Genomic DNA, 25,642 nt, shown 5'->3' on the forward strand with positions numbered 1-25,642 from the left:
GTCAGAAAATATTAAACTTCCTCTTTATGTTCGTCTTCTTTATGTTCTTCCTCTTCATCAACGTGGCCATGACCTGTTAGACCATGAGGATAAGAATGAATGATTTTTTCAGTATAACCTAATAGGAGTGCTGAGAAAATGAATACCATGTGAATTACGATTTCTATAATAATACCCTCAGAACCTGCTTTCTCTGCAGCTTCCCTATAGTTTACAAAAGTCTTCAACAACTGCACCCCAGAAATAGAAGCCAATGAAGTCGCCAATTTTATTTTCAGCATCCCTGCATCCAAACCTTCTAACCAGAGCGGCTTATCATCGTGCATATCCACATCAATCTTACTGGTAAAAATTGAATATCCCCCGATTGTAACCATTACCACTAGGTTCATTACCATTGAAATATCAACTAAACTCAAAAGGGTAAGCATAACCTTGGATTCGATATCACCACCTACCACTTGATGGTACATGTGAGCCAGTTCTTGAAAGAACTTAGCCATGTAGAGAAATGCGCCTATAATCAGGCCTCCATACATAGGGGCTTGCACCCATCTACTCCAAAAAATAAAACCTTCAAAGAAATTCTCAAATCTGTCAAAAAAACTTTTCATACCTGATGAGTGCTAATGCGAATTGGTTCCAAAACTGTTTGTAATAAGTGCTAAAATTAAAATTAATTTCCATACCGCACAGGGAATAGTTGACATTTTTTGTTCCTACTTAGCTATTTATAGCAATTACCTATACACCAGTCCTAATTACTCCTGTCCACTACGTAGGTTTTGGTTAAAAAATCATGTAACCCTTTACGATCCTTCCTAAAGTAGATCATGAAAAATCCGCCAAAAAATAGCAATAAAGAGAGATACTTTGTAATAATTCTCAGCAGAGCCCTCAAGAAAGAAAGTCGAATTCCTCGCTCATCGACTACCTGAAGGTGTGTATATTTCTTTCCTAATGTCGCCTGCCATCCAGAGCTCTCCAGTGCCGCATGATAGATGCAAACAAAACATACAACCGCGCCCCAAAACCACCCATCATCTTTAATCAAAAGAGACAGAACGACGGCACCAAAAAGGAAGACTAAAAAATCAATATTGAAGGCAAAAAGGCGCTGAGGAAAAGTGGCAAATTTTGTTTTTGAATTAATATTCATACTAAAATATGAAAGAAGTTATCTTCTAACTTCAATTTTTAATTGGTATTGAATGGAAATGACAATTTGATTATCTTGTCACAACAAAACTAACACACTAAAAAATGAATATTCTAAAAAAGATTTTATTAGTACTAGCCATTTTGGTTGGGCTAATTGTAGTAATTGGCTTGGTTTCGCCAAGCAATGTCACTTTGGAACGCTCTACAGTAATCAATGCAACACCCTCTTCTGTATACGAAGAAGTGGCTAACCTTAAAAAAACAAATAAGTGGTCTCCATGGGATGCTATTGATCCAGAGGGTACCTCATACGTATTTACTGGCCCAGACATGGGAGTCGGAGCCAAAAAAGAATGGACCAGTACCAATGATGAGGTAGGTTCAGGTTCACAAGAAGTAGTTGAAGCTATTCCTGACCAAAAGGTTAGAACTGAACTTTATTTCGGCGGGTTTGATGAACCAGCTTATGCAGATTTCGTCTTGGCAGAAACTGAAGAAGGAACCAAAGTTACTTGGACCTTTGAGGGAGACATGGGTAGCAATCCTCTTTACAAACTCATGGGTTTGATGATGGAATCAATGTTAGGCCCTACGTATGAAGAAGGGCTGGCCAACTTGAAAAGCCGAGTGGAGTCCAAGCCAACATTCTCCATAGAAATCAGTGAAATAGATGCAGAACCTATCAACTACCTCGCAATAAGAGAAACTTTTGATGTCACCAATCCTGAAAGCATTGGCCCAAGAATGGGAGAAATCTATGGCCAGTTACTTGGATACATTAATGAAAATGGCGTAATGGCTGCTGGTCAACCCATGTCCATATATGTTGATTACAGTGATACTGGCTGGGAAGCAGATATTGCCATTCCAGTAGCTGACACAGGTGAAGTATCTGACGAAAATATAGCAGCTGGCCAGACAGCAGGTGGAAAAGTTTTAATGGGTGTTCACATGGGGGATTACAACTTGCTAGATGAAACTCATAAACAGTTGCAAGCTTACATGCAGTTCAATGAATTAGAAGCCAATGGAAATGGCTATGAAGTGTATGTTACTGACCCTACCATTCAGACTGACACAGCACAATGGAGAACAGAGGTGTTTTATCCTATTAAATAATTAAACTAAGAAAACTCCGAACGAGGCGGTCTAAAAAGTCCTGACAACGTCATCACGAGTGCAGCGAAGTGATCTTAATGTTCGAATACAGATCGTATGTTAAGATTGCTTCAAGTTGCTCGCCAATGACGGATAGCTTTTTAGACCGCCTCTTTTTTAGTTACTTTGGCCATATCATTTTCTTGAAATTTCATTTCCATTGATTCAATCTTTTCTGTTATTTATAAACTCATCTTTTAATGGCCGCAAGAGGTAATTTTTCAAGCCGTATCGGATTCATAGCTGCAGCTGCAGGATCCGCAGTAGGTTTAGGTAATATTTGGGGATTCCCTTACGAGGCTGGTGCTGGTGGTGGTGCCATATTTGTTTTAGTCTATCTATTCTTCTGCTTTGCCCTGTGTTTTCCAGTTATGCTGACTGAGCTAGCCATTGGTAGGAAATCTGGTCGAAATGCAGTTGGGGCATTTGATGCTTTAGGTCATAAAAAATGGAACTTCATTGGAAAACTTGGGGTACTCAGTGGCGCGCTTATTTTGTCCTTTTATAACGTAATTGCTGGGTGGGCTTTTGGCTACACTTTTGAAATGGCTAGTGGAAATTTTGCTATTACTGAACATTTTAAGGAATACACTACCAATATTTATGCGGTGGGCATCTATGGTTTCCTATTTATGGTATCCACTGCTTTCATTGTATCAAAAGGTGTCTCAGGTGGTATAGAAAAAGCGGCAAAAATTCTCATGCCTTCACTTATTGTGATGATGGTTTCTTTGATTTTGTATTCCTTATTTCTTCCGAATGCGATGGCAGGAATTAAATTTTTCCTTCTTCCCGATTTCACCAAACTCACACTATCTGTTGCATTCAATGCAATGGGACAAGCCTTTTTTTCGCTTTCACTAGGCATGGGTACTTTCATCACCTATGGTAGCTATATCAGCAAAAATGACAATCTGGTAAGTTCAGCGGCACTGATCACTTTGACAGACGTGGGCATTGCCATTATAGCTGGACTCATGATCTTCCCGTTAATTGGTTTTATAAGTGGTGGAACACTTTCTGGCGTAGGACGTGGGCCAGAACTCATTTTCGTAACGCTTCCTCACATTTTTGGAGAAATAGGACCTACTGCTGGGTCAATTGTGGGTATGATATTTTTCTCTCTGTTGTGTTTTGCCGCACTCACTTCTACCGTTTCCTTGCTTGAAGTGCCTGTTTCTTATGTTATTGATGAATTCAAAATTTCTCGTAAAAAAGCGGCTTGGTTGATGTCAGGTATCGTCTATCTCATTGGTATTCCCTCACTCATGGGTAATGGCTACTCGGCTTATTTTTCCGAGTTCATTACTTATGTTAGTGCTTCAGCTCCTACAGACTTCCTTTCCTTTATCGTAAATGTGGCTAACGATTCTTTTCTTCCATTAGGTGGTGCTTTGATGATATTTTTTGCAGCACATATCTGGAAAAGAGAAAACTTAGAAGCAGAAATTTCAATGGGTTTTGAGGGTTACGAAAAGTCCTGGGTTCGTAAATATTTACGATTTGTCATGCCCATTTTACTTCCAGCCACTTTAATCATCATGTTCTCCATGATTGTACTGGTTACTTTCTTTGGAATGTAGAATCAATAACTCATCTCGTCTACAGACTGCAATAACATTTTGATGTCGTCTGCTTTTTTGTATTCCCCTAATTTCTCGAATGAGGAAATCAGATTGCGTAAGGCTCTAGCAACAATATCTACATTGCTACATGGCTGATAGTAGATTTCGTTTTTGGCCAACTTCAGCTGATCAATGTAATTATTGATGTCATCTGTAGTAAAAATGATCCCATTATTAAAAACATTGATATAGAACTGGGTATCCTCGGTTTTATAAGTGACTATAAATAAATTAGGCAGATTCACTCCATAGATCGGCATTTTCAAGCGCTGAGCTAGCAACAAATAAACCACGCAAAGGCTGAGTGGATTACCTCGCTTAGACTCTAGTACTACATTGATCATCCCATTGGCAGGCGAATGAAAATTCTTGGCATTTGGCCTGAATTTCATCTTGTTGAAGAACACATCATTGAGCACTTTGATTTGCTCCATAGGAGAAAGTTCCTCGGAAAACTCTCGCCAGGCATTGTGATAATACTGTTCGAACTTTCTGGTTAGAAATTTCAGATTCAAATCAGGATATTGATAGTTGGCCACAAGCATCATCCCTTCGAGCAGGTCCTCAGCACCTGACTCTTTCCAAGCCACCAACTTCTCACTTAAAAGATCATACTGAAGATCATGAATAATGTCTTCTATTTTTTCGCGTACGCGAGGAACCAGACTATTGTTCATCCATTCTTTCTCCAAAAGCGGAATGACATCTGTCCCTAAGGACAAGAGTTTTTCTTCCACATGGATGAGAATTTCATGATCATCATCTTCAAGAAGAGAGATCAGTGCACTGAGTTCTTTTTCGTTTATTTTATCCAAAATTGTTGATTCACGAAATGAAATACCAAATTAACAAGACGCTAAATTAATATACGAAAAAAGGCACTGAATTCATACCAACTTTAATAGATAATTTGGTTTAGGTCTGGATCACACCAACGTTAAATGGCCTTTCTATAGGTGCATGGTTAGCAGCTTCTATACCTACAGATATAATCTTCCGTGTCTCTAATGGGTCAATTACACCGTCCACCCAAAGTCTGGATGCTGCGTAATATGGACTCAGTTCTTCGTTGTACTTATCTGTAATCTCTGCCAGAAATTTCTTCTGGTCTTCTTCAGACACTTCTTGACCCTTGGCTTTCATTGAAGATACCTTGATTTGCAATAAGGTCTTAGAAGCTGAGGCACCACTCATTACCGCCAATTGTGAAGTTGGCCAGGCATAAATCAGCCTTGGGTCGTAAGCCTTGCCACACATGGCATAGTTGCCAGCGCCATAGGAGTTGCCTAGAATAAAAGTAAATTTTGGCACCACAGAATTGGCCATGGCATTCACCATCTTAGCGCCGTCTTTAATGATTCCACCATGTTCTGCTTTGCTACCAACCATAAAACCACTTACGTCGTGTAAGAAAACCAGTGGGATTTTGCGTTGGTTACAGTTCATGATAAAGCGAGCTGATTTGTCTGCTGAGTCGGAATAAATCACTCCACCCATTTGCATCTCACCTTTTTTATTCTTTACCACTTTGCGCTGATTGGCTACAATACCCACTGCCCATCCATCAACTCGGCCATAGCCGCAAACAATAGATTGACCATAATCAGCCTTGTATTCATCAAATTCAGAATCATCTGTCATCCGTTTGATGATCTCACGCATTTCATAAGGCTTGACACGATCTACTGGAAGCATGCCGTAAATCTCCTTTTCATCTAGCTTAGGCTTCTTTGGCTTTTCACGGTTATACCCAGCCTTGTCAAAGTCACCAATTTTATCAAAAATCTTCTTAATTGCATCCAGACAGTCCTGATCTGTATCATATTTATTGTCCGTTACACCAGAGATTTCGCAATGCGTAGTTGCACCACCAAGCGTTTCATTATCAATAGTTTCACCTATAGCTGCTTTCACCAAATAGCTTCCGGCAAGAAAGATTGAACCCGTTTTATCCACGATCATGGCTTCATCAGACATGATGGGCAAATAGGCACCACCTGCCACACAACTCCCCATAATGGCGGCCACTTGCACAATACCCATTGAGGACATCATGGCATTATTTCTAAACTGTCTGCCGAAGTGCTCTTTGTCTGGGAAAATTTCATTTTGCATGGGCAGATATACGCCTGCACTGTCTACCAAATAAATAATGGGCAGTCTGTTTTCCATGGCGATTTCCTGCGCACGGAGGTTTTTCTTTGCCGTAATTGGAAACCAAGCGCCCGCCTTCACAGTGGCGTCATTTGCTACTACTACACACTGCCTCCCCTGCACATGTCCAATGCCCATGACTACACCTCCTGATGGACAGCCACCTTGCTCAGGATACATACCATCTCCAACAAATGCACCCACTTCAACAAAATTTTTTGGGTTGTCAATCAAGTAATCGATTCGCTCTCTGGCTGTCAACTTGCCTTTGGCGTGCTGCGCTTCTATCTTCTTTTCTCCTCCTCCAAGTTTTACTTTTTTGAGCTTGTGATTCAGTTGAGCAATTAGTTGCTTATAAGCATCTTCGTTTTTGTTAAATTCTAAATTCATTCGGCATGTTGTTTCCAACAAAAATAGAAAAACAAAGAGTTTACAGGCAGATTAACCAAACTTTTAAATCCCTGGCAGTCAATTATTAAAAAAATCTCCACGGGTATGCTCCCGAAGATTTTGTTCCCAAAAGACACTTCTCTCCAAATAATATTCTTGAGCAGAAATGCTCAACCAATTCAATTGATTGACTTCTGATTTTAATTTAGAATAAGATTTTTGAGCAAAACCATAAAGAAGAACTATTATTTTTTCATAACGAAAGTCGTCTGAAGCATGCACCTTATAATTTTTATTAGGATTCTTCAAAGACTGGCTTTTAAAATGTAGTGCACTGATCATTAGTATATTGTTCCAATGAGCATCAGATCGCCAGAGCATGGACAATGCAGCAAACTCATCTGCGAGCAACTCCGTTTGCTTCACATCAGTGCCCTGACCAATGCCAAATTGATCCATCAGCGCATGCCCCAATTCGTGCCACAAAGTGAACATTACATTTTGAAATACTCTCCGCTCAAAGGCCTCTTTTGATTTTGCCTTTTCTGGATAGTCATAGACCTTTTGATAAAGGGATTCATAACAGATAACAATGAGCTTGTCATTGGGCAGATATCGTGAATTAACGAAACCACAAGTGGAGACCACTACTTCTATCTTGTCTGGCCAATTGTAGATACTTTTCAGGTATTTGACAGATTCGCCATAGATAGACTCATGATTGGATTTCAGGGCGCGAAAAATTTCCCGAAATCTATCAGATTCGGGTCTTTGATATCCAATAGAAAGCTTGGAAGCTTCTACTGGAGAACAGAGGTCACAACAAATCAGAACGAAAAGGCACAGCTTTATCAAAATTTTTACTCCCAAATTATACACCTTTGTATAAGAAAAATGCAATATATTTCAGATTCGTTGAATGAAAATGTCAAAAGCCTAAATGTTTGAAGCTCAAACCAAGACAAGAGTAAGATACTCCGAGACTGATCAAATGAAGTATGTGTACTATGGCAATTATGCCATATACTACGAAATTGGAAGGGTAGAGACGCTACGTCAATTAGGGTTTTCCTATAATGAAATGGAAAAAAGTGGCATTATGATGCCTGTGATCAACATGCAAACCAACTACCTGCTTCCAGGTAAATATGATGAATTATTGACAATAAAAGTGAAAATACCAATCTTTCCTAAAGCGAAAATTTTATTTGAATACGAAATATTCAATGAAGAGAATCAATTAATAAATACGGGTGAAACCACCTTAGTATTTATCAACATGACGAGCAATAGACCTTGTAGAGTACCAGACCAACTTGTTAAGTTTTTGGAGCCTTATTTCTCATGAAAAGAAAAAATCTCCATAAGCACCTCCTCTACTATCAGTGGTATCTTAATCTTATTAAGAAGCTCAAGCTGATCAAACTCAACAAACGACAAACCACTCTCTATAATACGCTGGATTTGTTTTTGGAAAACACGGGCAGGCACGGACTTATAAATAAAGCTAACGGAGTGGCTTTCAGTTTTACACTGGCCATTTTTCCTTCGATTATCTTCATTTTCACTTTAATTCCATATATCCATTCTGTAATCCCACATATAGGCACAGAAAGCATTATGAACTTTTTGGGAACTGTAATGCCAAAGGCCATGTACGAGGCCGCCACAGGTACCATCCATGATATTATAAGCAACAAGCGTCAGGGACTACTTTCCTTTGGTGCGCTGCTGGCCCTCATACTAGCCACCAATGGCATGCATAGTCTGATGGCAACCTTCAACAGTATCTACAAAACAAATGACAGACGTGGATTCTTCAGAACCCGACTGATCGCAACGGGACTTACATTGGTTTTGTCTTCTGTGCTGTTCTTCTCTATTATTCTGATGGTTATTGGAAAGCTAGTTTTGAATTATTTATCAACTGAAGGCTTTATCACTCAAGACTATATCATTTACTTGCTTACAGCATTAAAATACATGGTCATTGTGATCGCATTTTTTATTGCCATTTCTACCATCTATTATTTCGCGCCAGCGATACATGATCGATGGACTTTCTTTTCGACAGGTGCTGTATTTTCGGCAGTGGCCTGTGTAGCTACCTCTTATGCTTTTTCATTTTACATCAATAATTTTTCGAACTACAATAAGTTCTATGGGTCCTTGGGAATGCTGATCGCCCTGATGGTCTGGCTGTACTTGTTGTCACTTATTTTGCTCGTCGGATTTGAGTATAATGCTAGTGTAGACCGAGCAGTAGTCTCTGATAAAATAGAAACCACGACATCAATTTTTGACTGATTAAAAATATTTTTCAGTCCACCCTTGTCAAAAAAAATTATTATTCTACATTTGCACTCCCATTCAACGGAATGGAAATAATTACGACCTAGAGAAGTGGCAGAGTGGTCGAATGCACTGGTCTTGAAAACCAGCGTGCCGCAAGGTACCGGGGGTTCGAATCCCTCCTTCTCTGCAAGAAAGCCTTACACGAAAGTGTAAGGCTTTCTTATTTTCAAATTTTGTCCCGTCCTGAAACACCGTTACACTTACTGCGACTACAAGACACGACCTAAAGACCACTCACAAAAAACAGTAGACAATTTCCAATTGACACGTTAGATCAAATAATTTGCCTATCAGAAAAAGCTATTAGTTTTGAGCTTATTAGTCGCTTTCAGACATTTCCAATCTTTCTTTCTCGCTCAGACTCATGTAATTATGATTCCTCCAAAAATTTTCATCCAAATTATCTGCACTATCAAAGAAAATTGCATTCTCATTTATAACATCCGTAATTGGAGGTTTTTTGTCGACGGGTGTAAAGGAAGTTACATCCAAAATAGCTTGGAAATTATATTCATTCCCTGTGACAGACCATGCCCCCTCGTAGATCACTTGCTTAAGCAACCACGTACTTTTAACTTCAATATATTCCTCAACCCACTTAACCTTATTCCAAAAATGTTGCCTAGAAATAATCGGATAATACTCAGCTCTAATCAATGCATACGTTGAGGTACTAATATAAAGCAGCCCGTTTGCTGAAGCTTTTTTTCCAGATGGCCCAAAACCAACTACATATACTTCTTCGCCGTCATATTGCTCTACTCCTTCCTTCCAGTACTGATAATTTTTCATCTCTTTGGTATCAAGAAAACTATGATTTCTTCTCATAGATCCATTAATCATGTCTCTGGCATGACCAGTGACAAAAAGCATACTTATCGAGTCTAAATTGACAAAAGTTTTCTTTCGGGTCTTCTTAAGACCAATTTCAATTTGATCGTTATTATATATGGTTGGTAAATAAATATCGAAAACGCCCTCTGCGATATATGCCAACTGTTTTTTAACGACTAAAGATTCTTTGTAAAAGGCGGAAAGTAACAAATCCTCAAACTCATAGTTAATTTGTCGATGGCTATTTAAGTTTCGTACAACTGTTTCTGCTGTAATAACGAATACTTCGTCCAAGGTCTCTGTTGATGGGATAAGACCAATATTGATATTCTCCACCCAATTTATTATTTCAAAATTTACCGATTCATATCCAATATATTTAATCAACAGCTTTGGCACATCAACGACATCTACAACTTCTATATTGATGGTAAAATTGCCATCTGTATTTGTTGTAACCCCGATGTTCTCAAATATAACATGCGCAAATGGAAGTGGGTCACCTGACTGGGCATCAAATACTTTACCTCTAACTCTTCTACTTTCAGAAAAGCCATCTAGTGCATTTCCAAATAGAATTATTGTAATCATAAAAATTGCCTTCATTCACTTATCATATTTTTTGAGCCCAATTAGCATCACCTCACAACAATCAAAAAAGGTGAATCCTTTTGATTCACCTTCTTAGTTAAAACAATAGCCAGTTGATTAATCTTATCTGATTATCAAACCATCTTTACTCCAACAAACATGATATATAATAGTCTTTCTAAAAAACGTTAATTAATATTGACATGACAACATTTGGTCAGCGAATCATATCATTTGATATCAATTAATTTACTTAAATCCTCAGCTGGCAATTGCTGGCTTTCAAAGTCGAAGTTGATCAAAAAATCAGAGAGATTATCCTCTGTGTTTAGACCAAGTTTTTTTCTAATGCGATGTCTGGCTGTTTTGACGCTATTAGTAGATATGCCTAGCACGCTTGATGATTCTTTGAGATTCATATTCAGTCTCAGCAGCGCGCACAGCTTCAGTTCTGCTTTACCCAAGCTAGGGTAAGTTTCTTTCAATCTCATGAAAAAACCGCCATGAATTCCCTCAAACATTAGCTTGAAATTTTCCCAATCCTGATCCAATCTAAAGCTGCTTTTAATGATGTTTTTCATACGGTTCAGCTCATTCGATAGCGACGGATCTGCATTTTTCATCAACTCATTGATCTTATCTGTCATGTCATTCATAAGCTCATTTTTTTGAATAAAATTCAAGGCATTAGCCGTAAGCTCCTGATTTTTCTGATCTAAACTATTGTTCAAAGATTTTTCCCGCCCGGCAGATTTTATTATCCTGAGTTTTTGCCTATAAATTAACAACCCCGATCCTAACAATATAATAATTGACAAAAACAAAATGGTGTTGAGCTTAAGTCTTTCTGATGTTTTTTGAGCCTTGAGCAAAGCAATCTGTTTTTGTTTTTTCTCACTCTCGTACTGAAATTGCAGGTTTTTGACTTCCTTTAACACCTCCACGCTGCTAATCGAATCGTTCACTTCTACCCATGAATCCAAGCTCTTCAGGGCATTTTTATAGTCGCTCTTCTTGATATAATAATCCTTAAAACCAGAATAGAGTTCTCGCTCTAAATAAGGAACATCAATTTTGGTAGTCAATGCCAATGCTGAATCCATATAAAGCTTCATTGTATCCAATTGGCTGAGCCTCCGATAACTATCTGCTAAATTCGTTTGAATATTAGCCAGTCGCTTAAGGTTCCTGTCTGAATCCAGTTTCCTGAAAATGTTTCGTGCTATCATAGCATGAGAAATGGATTGATCTACTTCTTCAATTTCATTAAGCGTAGCTGCTAGATTACAGTGTATACTGCATAACATACCACTATCACTCAAGGCATGTGCATAAACCAAGGCTTCTTGAGCTAAAATCTGGGAAGAATCATATTGTCCCAATTTCCTATATTCTGGAAAAACATTATTTAAAGAAAGTAGGACAATCTGACTGTCCTGCAGCTGTTTTGCCCTTGTGTATAAAGAACGAAGAGTCTTTATTGTTTCTTCGGTTTCCTTCAATTCGCCATATACGTTGGAAGAATTTATATCAATAAGCATTATCCTACGTTCATCGCCAAGTTTTTCATATATAACTTTTGCCTGAAAATTATGCTCAAGAGATTTTTGATACATACCCATTACCCAATAGCATATACCCAGTATATGATGTGACCTGGCGACGCCATCCTCAAAATAGTTTTTTTCAGCAAGTTCTTTTGCTTCCAGTGCTAGTTCCTCGGTGAGCTGGGGGCTATTCGAATATTGGCTATAGGCATAGCTGAGAATCCACAGTACTCGTTCATCTGGTTCACTAATCGAGTCGGCTTGTTGCATGACCGAATCCAGTTGTCCATACAGCACACTGGGTAATACAAAAAGGGCTAATACAAGAATTGTTCTCATAATTCAAATCACAAAGGGTAGAAATCCTACGATACACTAAAGGTACTTATTTGTAAGGAAGGGAGGTTTTTGCTTCTGTCGAAGTGAAATTTAATTTAGAAAAAAGCAAGAACTTAAGCCAGTTCCCCAAGCAAATTATCAGAGTGGATTATGATACAATTATCAATTTCGGAGGACTACCTCTCAAAAATAAAACTGTTGTGATATTTGTTTATAGCACCAAAAAATTCCTTTTTTCTGGATTTGGCCAGTGGAATGAGTGAGTCATCAATCATCTGGATTTGGCCACCGTCCTGATTAAGGTATTTTTCTACGAAGAAAAGATTGACAAAATGAGATTGATGTATTCGACAGAAAAAATCAGAAGTAATCTGATCCTCAAAATGCTTCAGATGTCTACTAATCAAAACAGAGTAGTTGGTAAAATGTACTCTAGTATATGCCCCTTGAGCTTCAAAACGCAAGATATTCTTTATTCTAACAAATGTGATTCCGTCCCTTTCATGAAGCTGAATTACCTGATCCATGTTTCTACTTATTAACTCATTCATTTTAGTCGAAAATGCTTGAAACTTATTCAGTTCGTCAAGCAGATAACTCAAACCAACCATTGAAGCGTCTCTTTTCTTGTCAAGCGAATCGTACAGATTATTGGCCTGATTTTTTTCACTCCGTTGACCCATACCATCTTCCTTGCTAGAAAGTTCGTTTTTCGAAAATTTCTTTCGTACCGAAATACCTTCATCATGTTTCAAGTCCATATTCATAGTTTTATAATCAAACCATTGTTGATTCCTCTAGGACTGTTGATACTCGCTCTTTCAGCCCTTTGATTACTCTTTCAGTTACCTTATCTACATCGTTCAAGTGAGCCTCAACATCTGATTGGGGATTAGAATTTTTATTCTTTTGAAGAACCTTACTCTCTTCCATTAGTTCTAAAAGTTCCTTGATTTTCAGGTTATTAAGACTAGCTATGATCTTGTGCCTGACTTCTGCTACTTCGTCAAAATTGAGCGACCTCATTGATTGCGCATATTCGATTCTAAAAGTCTCAAATGCGTCAACAGACATACATACCACTTTCTTGAAGAAGTTCATATCCTCCCCTGCCAATTTATTGAAATAAGAAAAATCTAATAATTCGGCATATTCAAACTTGTTTGGCTCAATTTTCGTATTCTGATTGCCCAATATCTCCACTCGTTCAATTCTACCTCCATGCTTTTGCAAAACTTTATACAATTCCACAGGATTTATTGGCTTAGTCACAATATCGTTCATACCCGAAGCAAATACTTCTTCTTTAATTTCAGAGACTGAGGCCGCAGTAAGTGCTATAATTGGCAGTTTTTGATACTTATACTTAGGCCGTTTTAGCTTTCTAATCTCTTCGGTCGCAATAAATCCATCCATTACTGGCATTTGTAGATCCATGAGTACAAGGTCATATCGTTCTGTAATCACCATGTGAATGGCTTCTTTTCCATTCTCAGCCAGATCGACTTCTACCCCCCAATCCAACATGAATTTCTCAACTACCAAGCGATTAACCGCTATATCCTCCACTACAAGTACCTTGATACCTGCAATCCCGTCTTTTTTCGGATGTATGTTTGCTGCATTTTCCTGAATTATGGACTGTTCGGGAACCTGAAACGGCATGATCAGGCTAAATACTGAACCCACTCCTAATTCACTCTCAACTTTAATATTTCCATTTTGCAACTCAATGAGTTGCTTAGTGATGGTAAGTCCCAATCCTGTACCTCCAAATTGCCTGTTGGTTCTTGAATCTGCCTGACTAAAATGTTTAAAAATCTCCTTTTGCTTATCAGAGGCAATACCAACTCCCGTATCAGATACATCAATTTTTAAATCTACATGAGCGTCACTTTTGTCATCGTAACCAACATCAATCCGAACACAGCCATTTTTTGTGAACTTTATTGCGTTACTAATCAAATTATTTAGAATTTGTGTCAGGCGAGTTGGATCCCCTATTAAGAATTCTGGCATTCCATCTTGTATTCTCAATACAAGTTCATTGTTTTGCTCGTTTGCCTTCATTACAAACGACTCTTTAGCTCCCTGCACAGCATCTAAAATATTAAATGGTGTAGATTCAAACTCAACCTTGCCTGCTTCAATTTTGTTAAAATCCAATACATCATTGATTAGAGCTAGTAAACTTTCCCCCGACCAGCGAAGGCTTTTTATATAGTTGAGCTGATCTTCTCTAGGTGACTCATTCATCAAAATATGACCGATCCCAATAATTGCATTCAAAGGAGTTCTGATTTCATGGCTAATCATTGACAGGAAATCGGATTTAGCCTTTCCATCTTGTTCAGCAATTTTTTTATCATGGTTCAAATCAGATATAATACCTCCAACGTCCATATCTTTTTTTTCAATCGATCCTTGCAGACGTTTCAGAGCCCGAAGTATGTCCTTATTTTGTTGATCTGATTCCTGATCTACTCGCTCGGTATTCAGAGCATATGTACAGCTACCAGTACGAACTCTTCTGTTCATTTCAACTAGTTCTTTCAAAATCAAATTTTTTAAATCCTTCGTCATAGGCTTGAATTTATTTTCTCAACATTTGAATGCTTATGTGATGATGTCATGAAATCACTGATTCGTTTAAAAAGTGTACTTTTCATTTTCGCTTGGCGCAATTTCTTTATACCCATCAAAAAGTCCGTTTCGTAAATTTCCAACGCGGTTTTGTGAAAAAATTGAACTCGTTAATTCCAAACATCATACTTGCAGCAGGCTGTTCAAGCTCTGATAATCGATATTTCGAGCCATTTAAATTTGGATACATGCATAGAACTACCCTTTGCCAAGCCAATGGGGATAGTCTTTTATTGCACCAATTTTTAAGAAAAACCACCTTTATTAGCATCTCCTTTTTCTCTTCCATTTACTTTTTCACTACCTATTAGATAACAAATCTGAGAACCAACTAATGGGTCTTTTCAATGTATATGAGATTTTCATCCTTCCCGTTACCTTATCTTTCCACTCAATTTTAAATCCACTATATTGTTCCATTCGCCTCGAAAATGAGCTAATTGACTCTGGAATTTCGCATCCATACACTTCCCACAAATACTTGTTCAATACATTGATATGGTCTTGGTCAAAAACAGTTCGTTCACTAATATTTATAATTGATATCTTCCTGTCGCATTGCAACAATTCTGGATATGATCTGGAAACAATTATCAACCAACCCGCTTCACCAATGGTGTCTATACACCACTTTTTTACATTTAATGCATTTGGATTTTTCATATTCTTAAGTGTTCAGGTCTTGTATATGTCATTCTATTATTTAATAATTCTAATAGAATAGTAAACAAGCGATACCAGCAAATTGACGTTTCATTCGACCACTCGTCTCTTAAAGTAGATTTAGCAGCAAGGATGAAAGCTTTTATCACCTTTGAACTATCACTTAGCTTGATTTTTTTATGAGTAGCCCCATATTCTGAAAATATTTTTCGTATTCCTGCATTAGCTATGAGTAAATTCTCAAGTGACGCTATCAAAAAACCAATCGAATAGAGAGCCTTATCAGCCTGTTTGTACATGGCCAACTGATCTGAAAATGAGGGTACCAAAGCACGATCTATGCTATACAGATTGTTGTAAAAACAGGCCGTCATTTCGTGCAATCTAGGAGCCATATCTTTCCATGATTTTTTTAAAACCTGAATCTCACGAGAAGTAAGTTCCTTCATAGTTCATGAATTAATTTGCGATTGTCTATTTCCAAAACTTCCACTTGAACCCTTTTTTATTCGCGCCATTGATCATCATAGTTGCAACTGAATTAATCAATTTATCCCAAGCATTGTGGTGAGTTTGCGTCCAATCTTCCTCCATATAATAGGCGATTGATGAAATCAACGCTACTTTTACAGGAGGATAATACTCGGGTAACACTTTAAAATGATTAGCGTGCAGTTTCCCCAAATCTTCTACAGATTTTTTTATTGTACTCATCCTATCCAAGTTGGCCATCAAAAAGCCCAATGTCATCATTAATTTTTCTGCTTGCTTATCCATGTCTCCTGTGAATAGCCTTCGGTATTCAGGCTTACTTTCGAATAACTCCTTATAAAATTTTTGTGCAACCAAAATGCCATTTGGCGCAATTACCTCCCAGCAGGACTTTATCGTACTAATTTCTTGTGTTGTCATTTATCGCTTACTTTTTATAATTGAAATAAAACCCAAAGCTATAATTAGACTCCTTCCAAATGTTTTTTTGGAGGTAAGCAACAAGTAAGCACAAGTCAAAATCACGTAAGAATTAGGTAAGCAAAAAATATTAGAACTTGAGGCATTAGCCCTGCACGCCATTTACTTGGCTCTCAGAAAATAAATTCCCAACATAGAATTGTAGCAGAAGACCTTGAGTAAGTCAAACATTTCACCTTTAGCCAGCATATAAAATCTTAACACTCTTTTATCAAAAAATAAGACACATCCGTCAATGACGGATGTTTTTTTTCCTACACAACAGTTACCCTTGATCCTAGATTAAAAATAAATATCAAGAATTATGAAATCAATACTCATCATTATCTCTGTCCTAATCTTCAGTACAGAGATAGAAGCGGCTACTAGATATTGGGATGGTGACGCAGATTCCGATTGGAACAACGCTGTGAATTGGGACGGTGATGTATTGCCATCAAACGGAGATGCTATTATTATTGACGTTCAATTGTATTCAAATTCTCCTACGATCAATATGGCATCAATTTTTTCTCCTGGAAGTATAACAGTGGAAGATAGTGATACAGATAGCACTCCTGCAAACGCACACCTAATTATCAATGCTGATATTACTGTATTTGGAAGAATTGTATCCAGTGATCATTCTGTGATAGATATGACAGGAGGAACAATATTGATTGGTCATGATTTAGATGTCCTAAGCGGATCTATTGTCACCATTTCTACTACACTCACGCAAACTACAAGCTCAGAAGACATCAATATTGGTTCACAAAATGCAACCATACTGGTTCAGGCCGGCGCCAACGTAACCGGATTTGATGACATCGAATATACAGACACTACAAGTGATCAAGCTGCCTTTATCCAAACTGGTGGTACTGTGGTAATTGATGATGATTTAAAAATGTATAACAGCACCGGTAATTTATTACAAATAACAGGTGGAAGTTTTACGGTAACGGATAACGCCCGAATAGAACAAGATAATAGTACTATTGAGTTTTCTGGTGATGCATTTGTGCAGATAGCCACTTTTCGTTTAGGGCCATCTGGCGGCCCTGCGATTAACAACTCCAGCATAACTATTGCGGGAGATGCTATTGTAATTATTGAGGAAGTTTTAAGATTATATGGTGGGGGTACAGATTCGTCATTTGAAATTCAAGACAATGCCATTTTAGATGTCTCTGATGACATAGATGATCCTGATTTAATCACAGTAGAGCCCACAGCTACATTGTTAGAAAACGGAGTTAATTTACCTGTGGTTCTTATATCATTTAACGTTACTATAGTAGGCGAGGCTGTTAATATTACCTGGTCGACCTCATCAGAATACAACAACGATTATTTTGAGATCTATCGCTCCAATGATCAAAAAAAAGATTTTATCAGAATTGCAACAATAGATGGAAGTGGCACTAGTTATCAAGTTTTAAATTATAGTGTAATGGATCATGAATGGTCTTATGGGGTCAATTACTATTTTCTGAGGCAAGTCGACTACGATGGGGAGAGAGAATCTTATCCTATCAAATCCATTGAAATACCTAATCAAACATTTGATCCTCAATTAAATGTCTATCCAAATCCCGTTACTGATGGAACATCACTAAACATCAAATTTGATCTAGGAAATAAATTTGATGAAAGTAATAATTTCTTTGCTATCAAAATTCACACTAAATCGGGTGCTTTGATATTTAATAAATCACTAAGCTTTTCGACTCAAAATATAGAAATAAATGGCCTTAATCTATGTTCAGGAACTTATCTACTAACACTCGAAGGTATTGGAACCAAGTATACTCATCAATTCGTAAGCAAATGATATTTATCTATGCAGCACCAACCTTAACCACCTTCCAGTATATCACAACTTGCATTACTTGAATTTTTAGTTAACTTTTGACTTCTTTAACTAATCGCTAAAACAAAGCATTTGCAAATCCAAGAATCGGAATTGGTTCGTCTGCTTGTAGACAAAGACGAAAAAGGGTTTGAGTACTTGTATACCAACTACTCAGGTGCATTGTATGGTGTGGTATCCAGAGTGGTACTTGATCAGGACATTGCTGATGAAGTATTGCAAGATGCCTTTCTCAAAATTTACAATAAGATTGATTCTTTCGATGCGTCCAAAGGAAAACTATTCACTTGGATGCTTAACCTCACCAGAAATTTAGCCATTGACAAACTGCGTTCTAAAGAAATGAGTCAGCGCAGGAAATCCGATCAGGTAGGCGATGCCGTATATAAACTTGATCGCGAAAGCACCCCTTCTACAGAAGATGGAATTGGGGTTAGAGAGCTGTTAGATCAGTTGGATGCAAATCAAAAACAGGTGATGGAGTTGGTATATTTTGGAGGGTTTACGCAATCGGAAGCAGCGGAAGAATTGAATCTTCCACTGGGCACAGTGAAAACAAGAGTGCGTTCGGCATTGATTTATTTTAGAAAAACATTAGACGTCAGATGAATATCGAGGAATACATATCATCCGGTATTTTAGAGCTTTACGCACTTGGCGAACTCTCTGAGTCTGAAAAGGCTGAGGTCGAACAAATGTGTGCATCTCATGAAGAGATCAAAGCAGAACTAGACTTGATTGAATCTACCATGGGCGCTCTTGCGAATCGCTTGGCCATAGACCCTCAACCCGAGTTGAAAGATAAAATCAAAAATCAGCTAGATCTGAAGAATTCGGAAACCAAAGAAGTTAAAATGCCCGATGAAAAACAGTCTTTCAGCTATGCCATAGCTGCATCTGTTTCTATTGCTGTTTTGGCCTCGTCTCTGGCCTTCTATTTCTATAGTCAATGGCAATCAGCAGAAGGTCAACTGGCCGTCATGATCGCGCAAAACCAAGAAGTAGCTGATAATTATCAATTTGTCAATCAAAGACTTAAAAGCCTGGAGACGGATGTGGAGATACTAGGCAATCCCGATTTTGCCAGAGTAGCAATGAACGGCACGGAGAATTCGCCAGAATCGCTTGCCACCGTCTATTGGAATAGCAACACACAAGATGTTTACCTCAAAATACAAAACCTTAAAGACCTGACGCAAGACCAACAGTATCAACTTTGGGCCATAGTAGATGGTGTGCCTGTAGATATGGGGGTGTTTGACAATGAATCAGACCTTCTCAAAATGAAGTCAGTGGCATCAGCTGCTGCCTTTGCTGTGACCGTGGAACCTAGAGGTGGAAGCAAAGACCCAAGTCTAGAGACTATGCAGGTGGTAGGCTCTACTGAAGTTTAGCCATTTTTCTGAATACTAATCATAGTCGCTGTCATTTTTGCGAGCAGCTTTCCACTGTCTTTGTCCTTCACTTCACCTTCGCAAATGGTTAATGTCTTACCAGCCTTAAGCACAGTGCCTACCGCTAAGATTTGATCACAATTGGATGGTCTGAGCAGATTGATTTTAAATTCCACACTCAATACATCCGCTTCCAGAGGCATAGTAGTCAATGCGGCATAACCACAGGCTGAATCACATATAGATACCAAAACACCCGCATGAAAGAAGCCGTTTTGCTGTGATACACCCTCATTCAGCGAACAGGAAATACTGACTTCTCCCCTATCAATATTTTCTAGCTGAGCTCCAAGCGTCTTCATAAAACCTTGTTTGGAAAAGCTTGTCCTGATCTTGTTGCAAATAGCATCCATTGGGTTATCTAACACTTTTAGTTCTTTGATTAGGATGCTGGTTTGATTTCAATTCCAACAGATCCCATAAATTTCCATACAGATCTTTGAATACTGCCACTGTACCGTAGTCTGCCTCTTCGGGCTCTCTTATAAACTCAATACCTTGAGCGACCATATCTTTATAATCTCTCCAGAAATCATCCGTATTCAAAAATAAAAAGACTCGACCTCCAGTCTGATTCCCAATAAATTCCTCCTGTACGGGCTTAGATGCTTTGGCCAGTAAAATGGTGGTCCCAATCGATCCAGGAGGAGCCACCAATACCCATCGTTTATCTTGCTCTGGCTGATAAGTGTCTTCTATTAATTCAAAGTTCAACTTCTCTGTATAAAACGCAATGGCTTCGTCATAATCTCTGACGACCAGTGCGATGTGCACAATGGATTGCTTCATTTGAATATGGTTATTTACTGTCTTTTTTTTCAAAAATAGTACTATTTGCTTTCTACCAAAAAAGGTATCGCACCTGACCTAACATGGCCGATACTATACCTTTAACAATCAAAAAAATAATTCCCTAAACTAGCTCCTCTCCAGCACCAATTTATTTTGCAGGTAAAGGTATCGAGCATAGTTCTTCCAATTTTCGGGTGTTAGTTCATAGGCTTTTTTGAAATTTGCAACTACTTGCTTTTGATCACCTTCATGCAGATAATATTCACCCAAGGCCAAATAACCCTGCCATTGATGCTCGTGTTTTTGGATATTTTCTTGTAGCAACTGATAGGCTTCTTTCTTGTCACCTTTCACCATCAGTGTGTTCAATCCGTAATAATACATATTAAACCCTTCAGCCTCATTGATAGCAGTTTGCTTCATTTTCTCACCTCTTTTCACTTCCCCCTTCTGGATCAATAGGTCTGCTTTCATTACTGTGATGGAAAATCTTTCGCCCTGTTGTCTCCGTACTTCCATGCTATCAATTCTAGCCATTGCTTCTTCCAGATACTTCAAAGCCTGATCTACCTGACTAGGATCAGCAACCAAAGTTTCCACTGCCAATACTCTATAGTCTCGTGCAGATTTATCTGCCTTTGCATACAAGTCTGCCAGAATATTGGTATTCACGTGAGTGGACACAGTAAAAGCCGCACTGACTTCCTCCCAACGAAGCCTAATATCAAATTGCTCAGCTTGTGGTTCAATAAAGTCATAACTGAGCCATTCTTGATGAGGCACTTTTTTTACTGCCACTGGCACACGTAAAACATCATTAGCTTGGTCGTACTGAAAGGCTCCCCAACTCAGATCACTACTGAAGACAAAAGTCCATTGATCTTTTGAAACAAGCACAACCAATCCGTATTCACCTGCCTTCAGTGGATTACCATTTATAGAAACGTCATGGCTAAATATTATGCTTGTACGATTGTTTGATCCAGCACGCCAAGCATACTCCTTACCCTCCACTACAAAATCATAAGGTACAATACCTCCAAAAATTTTACGCCCTTTGGTCAAAGGGCTGTGGTAGGTAATCGTTACCTCTGTTGTCCCAATAGTTCTGGTAGACACTACCTTCTGGCTCATCTTCCGCGAATTTTGCACGTCCTGTGCAAAACCCATCTTTGAATAAATCACACCTATTATGACAATTAAAATTATCCTTCTCATGGTTTCCATTTATTTTATCCTGATCCCATCCATATCCTTTATTCTTCCTGTGACTAGCCAGCCACCAAAACTTTCAGAAACGGCTAGCAATAAGGTGTTTTTACCCTTTTTCAAATCCAAATACACACCATCAAACAACCCAACTGTACCGAGATATCTATAGTCTCTCGACCGCCAGAAGTTCGTCCCTCTGTAAATGGCTTTTCCATTAAGAATTGTCACCACACGATCACTATAGCCAAATTCAAAGAGTTTAATTTGATCCTTGTCAGACTGAATGGTGATTTTAGCGAATACGGTTTCGCCAGGCTCTCCATTATACAAATCCTGGACTTTGGAAATATTGGCTGCTGTCCCTTCTTCTACTGTGACCGACCTCCCCCACTTCCTGGCCTCAATTACACTTTGTAGATTGGACGGGTCCTCAAGCAGTTTTTCTTCAAACATATCCGAAACTTCCCATGAAGGAACCAAACCCTCCAGTGGTTCTCTTTTTATAGGATTAAAATCCTTGATTTCGGTTGCGCTAGGATCGATTTTAATGTCGGCAATATGCAAGCCAGTTACTCGACCACCTCTGAGAAGAATATCTCCTGCTTCTACTGGCATCGTGAGATCCCAGGACAGTTGAGGGGTCGTGGCGTAGTCCAAATAGACTTGTGCCTTCTTGCCATTGACTACCACTTTCACATGTGTCCAACCATTGTAGTTGAACGTATATGGAAAGGAATAACGCTTCCCAAACATCAACTGCCAAGGCGTTAGATTGTTGACTAAGGGTGCCGCTTGAGTGGCATCTTCCAATCCCGATAAGTGCAATCGCATAAAGAATTGTTCGCCATTTTTCTCCTCTGCCAATCTGAAATAAACACCTGGGTAACATCGCTCTTCTTTTAGAAAGATATCATACTCTATCGTGCCATTCAGAAATTTAGTATCCTTCAAAGCCATGGCACCTATCAGGTATACTGCTTTTTTGCCTTTAAACTCTTCTATCACATATCCACGTCCCTGAAAATCCCACGTACTGGTATCGATCGGGAGAATCTCCTGAGCGTTCGATTGAGTAAATAGTGCGTTAATAATGAGTAGTACTAAGATTGCCTTTTTCATTGCTTTTTATTTTGGTTACTACAAATTAGAACCATTGATAAAAAGCTGGTTAGCCAACCTTGTTCAAGTTGATACAATCCTGTTCAACTGCTGAAATGCACTTCGCAAAAAGTTATTCTGCTGTATTTCCTTTGCGCAATTGAATACCAAATGCCGCCAGTGACATTAGCGCAGCTACAAGCCATGCGTACTGAATGTATTGCTTTCCTGCTATGGTATAATCCCAGGCTATAGATCCCGCCACAATCACATTCATGAGTAGAATCAAGAGATTGACTATGTGTCTTCTGTGACTTTTTCTAGTCCCTACCAGTATGGCCATGTTGCAAGCTCCTGCCACTATCTGAATAGCTCCAAACAGCACCTTACCATCCCCCAACAATCCAATACCTCCAAGAAAAAATAAGATGCCATTGACAACAAATACGACAGTCGAAAGTTTGTGCTTATTCATAGACTAAATGGGTTGAAATAGTAAGGTGCTCAAAACGAGCACCCGTAATTTAGTCATAAAACAAATTTATTTGCTTTCTAACAAGCCCTTATAATGCGACCAATTGCGATAAGCTAAAAATAGGTTAGCCAAAAAAACAAATAAAGCTACTGGCAATCCTTCAGGTGCAAGAAATGTATGAACACCTAAAATATTGACCGTAATCGGAAAAATAACGACTGTAGCCAAGGGTACAAAACGACCAGTAAGAAACGCCAGTCCACAGATCAACTCCAAAAATTTCACTGTAGGCATCAAATACCCAGCAGCATTTAGTCCTTCATTAAAGGTCTTCATGTTGCCAGCCAATTCTGGCTCAGGAACCAAATTGAGGAAATAAGAACCTGAGGCAAATACAAACAGAAGCCCCAGTAATACGCGGATGATAATAGTTGCGATTTTCATATAAATAATGTTTACTAGTTGATTACGATTTATTTGACAGGCATGGATTCCAAAACTTTCGCCAAACGACTTAAGGTTTGTTTTCCTCCTTCTATTGCTCCGAACTGGTCTACTACACGATTCAACTCTTGCTCAGAATCAAACTTGAATTTCATTGTCAAGTCGGTTTGTTCACCAATTGGTTCAAACGTGACAGTAACAACAAAAGATATAGGATCCACCTCAGCGTCATCTGTATTATGATAACAAAGGCGTTCTGGCTTCAAAACCTCTTCATATTTCATTTTGTTTGGAAAGTCAGTACCATCTGGTCCATGCATCATAAATCTCCAAATCCCTCCCGTTTTGATCTCACATTCATGAATAGATAATGTAAAACCATCAGGCCCCCACCATTGTGCTAAATAATCAGGATTCGTCCAGGCCTCCCACACTAGCTCTCTTGGCGCATCAAAGCGTCTGGTAAGTGTGAGTTCGCTGCCATTTCTTTCTACAGAAGTTTTGTGTTTGTTCATCCTCTCAACTATTTAATTTCTGCAACAATTCGTCTAGATTTCCAACAGCTGCAGTAAACCCTTCCTTAAAGCCCATTTCTATAATTTTTTCAATCTCCTCTACTTTAGTAAAAGAAATCTGAACCTGCACCAGTGTTTCATTGCTCTGATCAATAAATGTATTCTTCCAAAGCATCCGCGGATGGTCTTCGTTTACCTTTCCGTCTTCATCACAAAACGCATCTTTGGCCGTATAAAAGTCTTCCTCGCTTATGGATATGTAGTCGGCTCTACACCAGTGTTTGTCGCCTTCTGGACTTTCCATATAATATAGCCAATGGCCACCCTCGCTAAAATTCATCTCTTTCGTTTTGGCCTGATAAGGTCTTGGTGCCCACCACTGATCGAGCAGTTCAGCTTCTGTCCATGTTCTCCATACCAGATCTACTGGTGCACTAAACTTTCGAGAGACATGGAGTTTTTTGTTTTCTAAGTCCTTAGAAATTTCTGTTTGGTGTAAGTTCATTTTAGTTGCTTTTACTTTTTATTTCTTCTAATAAGTTGTCCAATTTGTCGAATCGACTTTCCCAGATTTGTCTAAAAGGCTCCAACCAATCATCTAATTCCTTGAGTTTTCTGGGTTGTACTTCACAGTAGCGCTCACGCCCTTCCTGGTTGACTATCACAATTCCGCACTCCTTCAGCACCTTGATGTGCTGCGAAATAGCAGGCCTGCTCATTTCAAATTTTTCGGCAATCGAATTTAGATTGAGTGATTGGTGTGCTATTAAACTGATTATGTCCCTTCTCGTAGGATCGGCTATCGCCTGAAATACATCTCGCCTCATTTCACAATATTTATGTAAGTAATTACTTACACAATAATATACGTAAGCATTTACTTACACAAAAATTTTGAAGATTTTTTTAATAAGTGGCTACTATAGACGGTAAGAGCTAAGTATTAAGTATTCTGCTATACGCTTGTTTTCCACTCCTTCCTAATCAAAAAAGCCAATATCATGAGCTCTAAGATGAAATAAGCTTTACCCCAAAAGAGTAATTGATTATAAAAATAAAAGAGCAGCAGGACGGTACCACAACCGTATATGGAATTGGCTGTCGCAATGACCTTCAAAAGCAAACGCCAATTGCGCGGCAAGAGGTGGTAACAAACAAAAGAGTAAACAGAAAACACACAGGCCGCATAGGATAAATAATATAGTATATGAATGGGCATGCCTATCAAGTGTTGGAAACTTGTCAGCACCAAACCCAAAGAGATGGCGGAAACCAGTGCTCCTATGCCATCAATAAAAAAAATGTTTCTTGGATTAGGGCTAGGCAACATGACTTTGGAATCTTCCAATCAGGATGTAGTCAAAT

General features: G+C 38.6%; 29 protein-coding genes and 1 tRNA gene. 8 read left to right on the forward strand and 22 right to left on the reverse strand.

Annotation, left to right across the window (positions count from 1 at the left end; translation table 11 throughout):
* Positions 1-11: 11 nt before the first annotated feature.
* Positions 12-614, reverse strand: coding sequence for a TIGR00645 family protein (locus B9A58_RS05955; protein WP_084371490.1), 603 nt, complete (start codon positions 612-614; stop codon positions 12-14).
* 143 nt (positions 615-757) lie between these two features.
* Positions 758-1,159, reverse strand: a complete 402-nt coding sequence (locus tag B9A58_RS05960) for an RDD family protein (protein ID WP_084371491.1) — start codon at positions 1,157-1,159, stop codon at positions 758-760.
* A 104-nt stretch (positions 1,160-1,263) separates the two neighbouring features.
* Here B9A58_RS05960 and B9A58_RS05965 point away from each other — a divergent pair, with 104 nt between their 5' ends.
* Positions 1,264-2,280, forward strand: coding sequence for an SRPBCC family protein (locus B9A58_RS05965; protein ID WP_084371492.1), 1,017 nt, complete (start codon positions 1,264-1,266; stop codon positions 2,278-2,280).
* Positions 2,281-2,519: 239 nt separating this feature from the next.
* Positions 2,520-3,902 carry a sodium-dependent transporter gene (locus tag B9A58_RS05970; protein ID WP_084371493.1) on the forward strand — a complete coding sequence of 461 codons (1,383 nt, stop codon included), beginning with the start codon at positions 2,520-2,522 and terminating at the stop codon, positions 3,900-3,902.
* 2 nt (positions 3,903-3,904) lie between these two features.
* Here B9A58_RS05970 and B9A58_RS05975 read toward each other — a convergent pair whose 3' ends face one another.
* From B9A58_RS05975 to B9A58_RS05985, 3 genes are all read right to left on the reverse strand, one after another.
* Positions 3,905-4,759, reverse strand: a complete 855-nt coding sequence (locus B9A58_RS05975; RefSeq protein ID WP_317042058.1) for a transglutaminase-like domain-containing protein — start codon at positions 4,757-4,759, stop codon at positions 3,905-3,907.
* 100 nt (positions 4,760-4,859) lie between these two features.
* On the reverse strand, positions 4,860-6,488 hold the full coding sequence (locus tag B9A58_RS05980) for an acyl-CoA carboxylase subunit beta (protein WP_084371494.1): 1,629 nt from the start codon (positions 6,486-6,488) through the stop codon (positions 4,860-4,862).
* A gap of 78 nt (positions 6,489-6,566) precedes the next feature.
* The gene (locus B9A58_RS05985) at positions 6,567-7,358 is read right to left on the reverse strand and encodes a DUF4344 domain-containing metallopeptidase (RefSeq protein ID WP_176214692.1); all 792 of its coding nucleotides are present in this window, start codon (positions 7,356-7,358) and stop codon (positions 6,567-6,569) included.
* 70 nt (positions 7,359-7,428) lie between these two features.
* On the opposite strand from B9A58_RS05985, the gene B9A58_RS05990 reads away from it, so the two are divergent.
* From B9A58_RS05990 to B9A58_RS06000, 3 genes are all read left to right on the forward strand, one after another.
* Positions 7,429-7,836 carry an acyl-CoA thioesterase gene (locus tag B9A58_RS05990; protein WP_084371496.1) on the forward strand — a complete coding sequence of 136 codons (408 nt, stop codon included), beginning with the start codon at positions 7,429-7,431 and terminating at the stop codon, positions 7,834-7,836.
* A complete protein-coding gene (locus B9A58_RS05995; protein ID WP_084371497.1) occupies positions 7,833-8,795 on the forward strand; it encodes a YihY/virulence factor BrkB family protein in 963 nt (320 codons plus the stop codon). Before B9A58_RS05990 ends, B9A58_RS05995 begins: the two co-directional genes overlap by 4 nt.
* A 90-nt stretch (positions 8,796-8,885) precedes the next feature.
* A tRNA-Ser gene (locus B9A58_RS06000) sits at positions 8,886-8,970 on the forward strand.
* Positions 8,971-9,161: 191 nt separating this feature from the next.
* On the opposite strand, the gene B9A58_RS06005 is transcribed toward B9A58_RS06000, so the two are convergent.
* From B9A58_RS06005 to B9A58_RS06040, 7 genes are all read right to left on the reverse strand, one after another.
* A complete protein-coding gene (locus B9A58_RS06005) occupies positions 9,162-10,283 on the reverse strand; it encodes a carboxypeptidase-like regulatory domain-containing protein (protein ID WP_084371498.1) in 1,122 nt (373 codons plus the stop codon).
* A 215-nt stretch (positions 10,284-10,498) separates the two neighbouring features.
* Positions 10,499-12,154, reverse strand: a complete 1,656-nt coding sequence (locus B9A58_RS06010; protein WP_084371499.1) for a helix-turn-helix transcriptional regulator — start codon at positions 12,152-12,154, stop codon at positions 10,499-10,501.
* A 176-nt stretch (positions 12,155-12,330) separates the two neighbouring features.
* A complete protein-coding gene (locus B9A58_RS06015; RefSeq protein WP_176214693.1) occupies positions 12,331-12,915 on the reverse strand; it encodes a LytR/AlgR family response regulator transcription factor in 585 nt (194 codons plus the stop codon).
* A gap of 16 nt (positions 12,916-12,931) precedes the next feature.
* Complete coding sequence (locus tag B9A58_RS06020) at positions 12,932-14,737, reverse strand: ATP-binding protein (protein ID WP_084371501.1); 1,806 nt, start codon at positions 14,735-14,737, stop codon at positions 12,932-12,934.
* Between the two features lie 360 nt (positions 14,738-15,097).
* On the reverse strand, positions 15,098-15,460 hold the full coding sequence (locus B9A58_RS06030) for a hypothetical protein (protein WP_084371503.1): 363 nt from the start codon (positions 15,458-15,460) through the stop codon (positions 15,098-15,100).
* Positions 15,457-15,909 carry a globin family protein gene (locus tag B9A58_RS06035; RefSeq protein ID WP_084371504.1) on the reverse strand — a complete coding sequence of 151 codons (453 nt, stop codon included), beginning with the start codon at positions 15,907-15,909 and terminating at the stop codon, positions 15,457-15,459. The genes B9A58_RS06030 and B9A58_RS06035 overlap by 4 nt, the downstream gene beginning before the upstream one ends.
* A 25-nt stretch (positions 15,910-15,934) precedes the next feature.
* Positions 15,935-16,372, reverse strand: coding sequence for a globin domain-containing protein (locus B9A58_RS06040; protein ID WP_084371505.1), 438 nt, complete (start codon positions 16,370-16,372; stop codon positions 15,935-15,937).
* A gap of 364 nt (positions 16,373-16,736) precedes the next feature.
* Between B9A58_RS06040 and B9A58_RS06045 the strand changes: the two genes are divergently transcribed.
* The 3 genes from B9A58_RS06045 (at position 16,737) to B9A58_RS06055 (ending at position 19,681) form a co-directional block, all read left to right on the forward strand.
* Positions 16,737-18,248, forward strand: coding sequence for a T9SS type A sorting domain-containing protein (locus B9A58_RS06045; RefSeq protein WP_084371506.1), 1,512 nt, complete (start codon positions 16,737-16,739; stop codon positions 18,246-18,248).
* 111 nt (positions 18,249-18,359) lie between these two features.
* Positions 18,360-18,896, forward strand: a complete 537-nt coding sequence (locus B9A58_RS06050; protein WP_317042059.1) for an RNA polymerase sigma factor — start codon at positions 18,360-18,362, stop codon at positions 18,894-18,896.
* On the forward strand, positions 18,893-19,681 hold the full coding sequence (locus B9A58_RS06055; RefSeq protein WP_084371507.1) for an anti-sigma factor: 789 nt from the start codon (positions 18,893-18,895) through the stop codon (positions 19,679-19,681). Before B9A58_RS06050 ends, B9A58_RS06055 begins: the two co-directional genes overlap by 4 nt.
* On the opposite strand, the gene B9A58_RS06060 is transcribed toward B9A58_RS06055, so the two are convergent.
* From B9A58_RS06060 to B9A58_RS06105, 10 genes are all read right to left on the reverse strand, one after another.
* The gene (locus tag B9A58_RS06060) at positions 19,678-20,043 is read right to left on the reverse strand and encodes a PaaI family thioesterase (protein ID WP_221407819.1); all 366 of its coding nucleotides are present in this window, start codon (positions 20,041-20,043) and stop codon (positions 19,678-19,680) included. The two genes, B9A58_RS06055 and B9A58_RS06060, sit on opposite strands and share 4 nt — an antisense overlap.
* Positions 20,044-20,098: 55 nt before the next feature.
* Positions 20,099-20,530 carry a VOC family protein gene (locus tag B9A58_RS06065; RefSeq protein WP_084371508.1) on the reverse strand — a complete coding sequence of 144 codons (432 nt, stop codon included), beginning with the start codon at positions 20,528-20,530 and terminating at the stop codon, positions 20,099-20,101.
* 129 nt (positions 20,531-20,659) lie between these two features.
* On the reverse strand, positions 20,660-21,667 hold the full coding sequence (locus tag B9A58_RS06070) for a DUF2911 domain-containing protein (RefSeq protein WP_176214694.1): 1,008 nt from the start codon (positions 21,665-21,667) through the stop codon (positions 20,660-20,662).
* A 93-nt stretch (positions 21,668-21,760) separates the two neighbouring features.
* The gene (locus tag B9A58_RS06075; RefSeq protein ID WP_084371510.1) at positions 21,761-22,864 is read right to left on the reverse strand and encodes a hypothetical protein; all 1,104 of its coding nucleotides are present in this window, start codon (positions 22,862-22,864) and stop codon (positions 21,761-21,763) included.
* Between the two features lie 112 nt (positions 22,865-22,976).
* Positions 22,977-23,318 carry a hypothetical protein gene (locus B9A58_RS06080; protein ID WP_084371511.1) on the reverse strand — a complete coding sequence of 114 codons (342 nt, stop codon included), beginning with the start codon at positions 23,316-23,318 and terminating at the stop codon, positions 22,977-22,979.
* A 66-nt stretch (positions 23,319-23,384) separates the two neighbouring features.
* Positions 23,385-23,762, reverse strand: a complete 378-nt coding sequence (locus B9A58_RS06085; RefSeq protein ID WP_084371512.1) for a DoxX family membrane protein — start codon at positions 23,760-23,762, stop codon at positions 23,385-23,387.
* A 29-nt stretch (positions 23,763-23,791) separates the two neighbouring features.
* The gene (locus B9A58_RS06090; RefSeq protein ID WP_084371513.1) at positions 23,792-24,277 is read right to left on the reverse strand and encodes an SRPBCC family protein; all 486 of its coding nucleotides are present in this window, start codon (positions 24,275-24,277) and stop codon (positions 23,792-23,794) included.
* Positions 24,278-24,281: 4 nt separating this feature from the next.
* A complete protein-coding gene (locus tag B9A58_RS06095) occupies positions 24,282-24,782 on the reverse strand; it encodes an SRPBCC family protein (protein WP_084371514.1) in 501 nt (166 codons plus the stop codon).
* A gap of 1 nt (position 24,783) precedes the next feature.
* A complete protein-coding gene (locus B9A58_RS06100; RefSeq protein ID WP_084371515.1) occupies positions 24,784-25,104 on the reverse strand; it encodes an ArsR/SmtB family transcription factor in 321 nt (106 codons plus the stop codon).
* A gap of 128 nt (positions 25,105-25,232) precedes the next feature.
* Positions 25,233-25,625: a hypothetical protein gene (locus tag B9A58_RS06105; protein WP_139793763.1), complete on the reverse strand. Its 393-nt coding sequence runs from the start codon at positions 25,623-25,625 to the stop codon at positions 25,233-25,235.
* Between the last annotated feature and the right edge of the window lie 17 nt (positions 25,626-25,642).

This window comes from Reichenbachiella faecimaris (assembly GCF_900176375.1).
Classification (GTDB): Bacteria; Bacteroidota; Bacteroidia; order Cytophagales; family Cyclobacteriaceae; genus Reichenbachiella; species Reichenbachiella faecimaris.

What these genes read in the sequence shown, in the direction of transcription:
- B9A58_RS06065 (WP_084371508.1), bottom strand. Translation starts at nt 20,530, where the DNA reads ATGAAGCAATCCATTGTGCACATCGCACTGGTCGTCAGAGATTATGAC.
- B9A58_RS06030 (WP_084371503.1), bottom strand. Translation starts at nt 15,460, where the DNA reads ATGAAAAATCCAAATGCATTAAATGTAAAAAAGTGGTGTATAGACACC.
- B9A58_RS06010 (WP_084371499.1), bottom strand. Translation starts at nt 12,154, where the DNA reads ATGAGAACAATTCTTGTATTAGCCCTTTTTGTATTACCCAGTGTGCTG.
- B9A58_RS06085 (WP_084371512.1), bottom strand. Translation starts at nt 23,762, where the DNA reads ATGAAAATCGCAACTATTATCATCCGCGTATTACTGGGGCTTCTGTTT.
- B9A58_RS05970 (WP_084371493.1), top strand. Translation starts at nt 2,520, where the DNA reads ATGGCCGCAAGAGGTAATTTTTCAAGCCGTATCGGATTCATAGCTGCA.
- B9A58_RS06080 (WP_084371511.1), bottom strand. Translation starts at nt 23,318, where the DNA reads ATGAATAAGCACAAACTTTCGACTGTCGTATTTGTTGTCAATGGCATC.
- B9A58_RS06075 (WP_084371510.1), bottom strand. Translation starts at nt 22,864, where the DNA reads ATGAAAAAGGCAATCTTAGTACTACTCATTATTAACGCACTATTTACT.
- B9A58_RS06045 (WP_084371506.1), top strand. Translation starts at nt 16,737, where the DNA reads ATGAAATCAATACTCATCATTATCTCTGTCCTAATCTTCAGTACAGAG.
- B9A58_RS06035 (WP_084371504.1), bottom strand. Translation starts at nt 15,909, where the DNA reads ATGAAGGAACTTACTTCTCGTGAGATTCAGGTTTTAAAAAAATCATGG.
- B9A58_RS06005 (WP_084371498.1), bottom strand. Translation starts at nt 10,283, where the DNA reads ATGAAGGCAATTTTTATGATTACAATAATTCTATTTGGAAATGCACTA.
- B9A58_RS06055 (WP_084371507.1), top strand. Translation starts at nt 18,893, where the DNA reads ATGAATATCGAGGAATACATATCATCCGGTATTTTAGAGCTTTACGCA.
- B9A58_RS06020 (WP_084371501.1), bottom strand. Translation starts at nt 14,737, where the DNA reads ATGACGAAGGATTTAAAAAATTTGATTTTGAAAGAACTAGTTGAAATG.
- B9A58_RS05980 (WP_084371494.1), bottom strand. Translation starts at nt 6,488, where the DNA reads ATGAATTTAGAATTTAACAAAAACGAAGATGCTTATAAGCAACTAATT.
- B9A58_RS05990 (WP_084371496.1), top strand. Translation starts at nt 7,429, where the DNA reads ATGTTTGAAGCTCAAACCAAGACAAGAGTAAGATACTCCGAGACTGAT.
- B9A58_RS05960 (WP_084371491.1), bottom strand. Translation starts at nt 1,159, where the DNA reads ATGAATATTAATTCAAAAACAAAATTTGCCACTTTTCCTCAGCGCCTT.
- B9A58_RS05965 (WP_084371492.1), top strand. Translation starts at nt 1,264, where the DNA reads ATGAATATTCTAAAAAAGATTTTATTAGTACTAGCCATTTTGGTTGGG.
- B9A58_RS06095 (WP_084371514.1), bottom strand. Translation starts at nt 24,782, where the DNA reads ATGAACTTACACCAAACAGAAATTTCTAAGGACTTAGAAAACAAAAAA.
- B9A58_RS06015 (WP_176214693.1), bottom strand. Translation starts at nt 12,915, where the DNA reads ATGGACTTGAAACATGATGAAGGTATTTCGGTACGAAAGAAATTTTCG.
- B9A58_RS06060 (WP_221407819.1), bottom strand. Translation starts at nt 20,043, where the DNA reads ATGAAGACGCTTGGAGCTCAGCTAGAAAATATTGATAGGGGAGAAGTC.
- B9A58_RS05995 (WP_084371497.1), top strand. Translation starts at nt 7,833, where the DNA reads ATGAAAAGAAAAAATCTCCATAAGCACCTCCTCTACTATCAGTGGTAT.
- B9A58_RS06040 (WP_084371505.1), bottom strand. Translation starts at nt 16,372, where the DNA reads ATGACAACACAAGAAATTAGTACGATAAAGTCCTGCTGGGAGGTAATT.
- B9A58_RS06100 (WP_084371515.1), bottom strand. Translation starts at nt 25,104, where the DNA reads ATGAGGCGAGATGTATTTCAGGCGATAGCCGATCCTACGAGAAGGGAC.
- B9A58_RS05955 (WP_084371490.1), bottom strand. Translation starts at nt 614, where the DNA reads ATGAAAAGTTTTTTTGACAGATTTGAGAATTTCTTTGAAGGTTTTATT.
- B9A58_RS06090 (WP_084371513.1), bottom strand. Translation starts at nt 24,277, where the DNA reads ATGAACAAACACAAAACTTCTGTAGAAAGAAATGGCAGCGAACTCACA.
- B9A58_RS06070 (WP_176214694.1), bottom strand. Translation starts at nt 21,667, where the DNA reads ATGAGCCAGAAGGTAGTGTCTACCAGAACTATTGGGACAACAGAGGTA.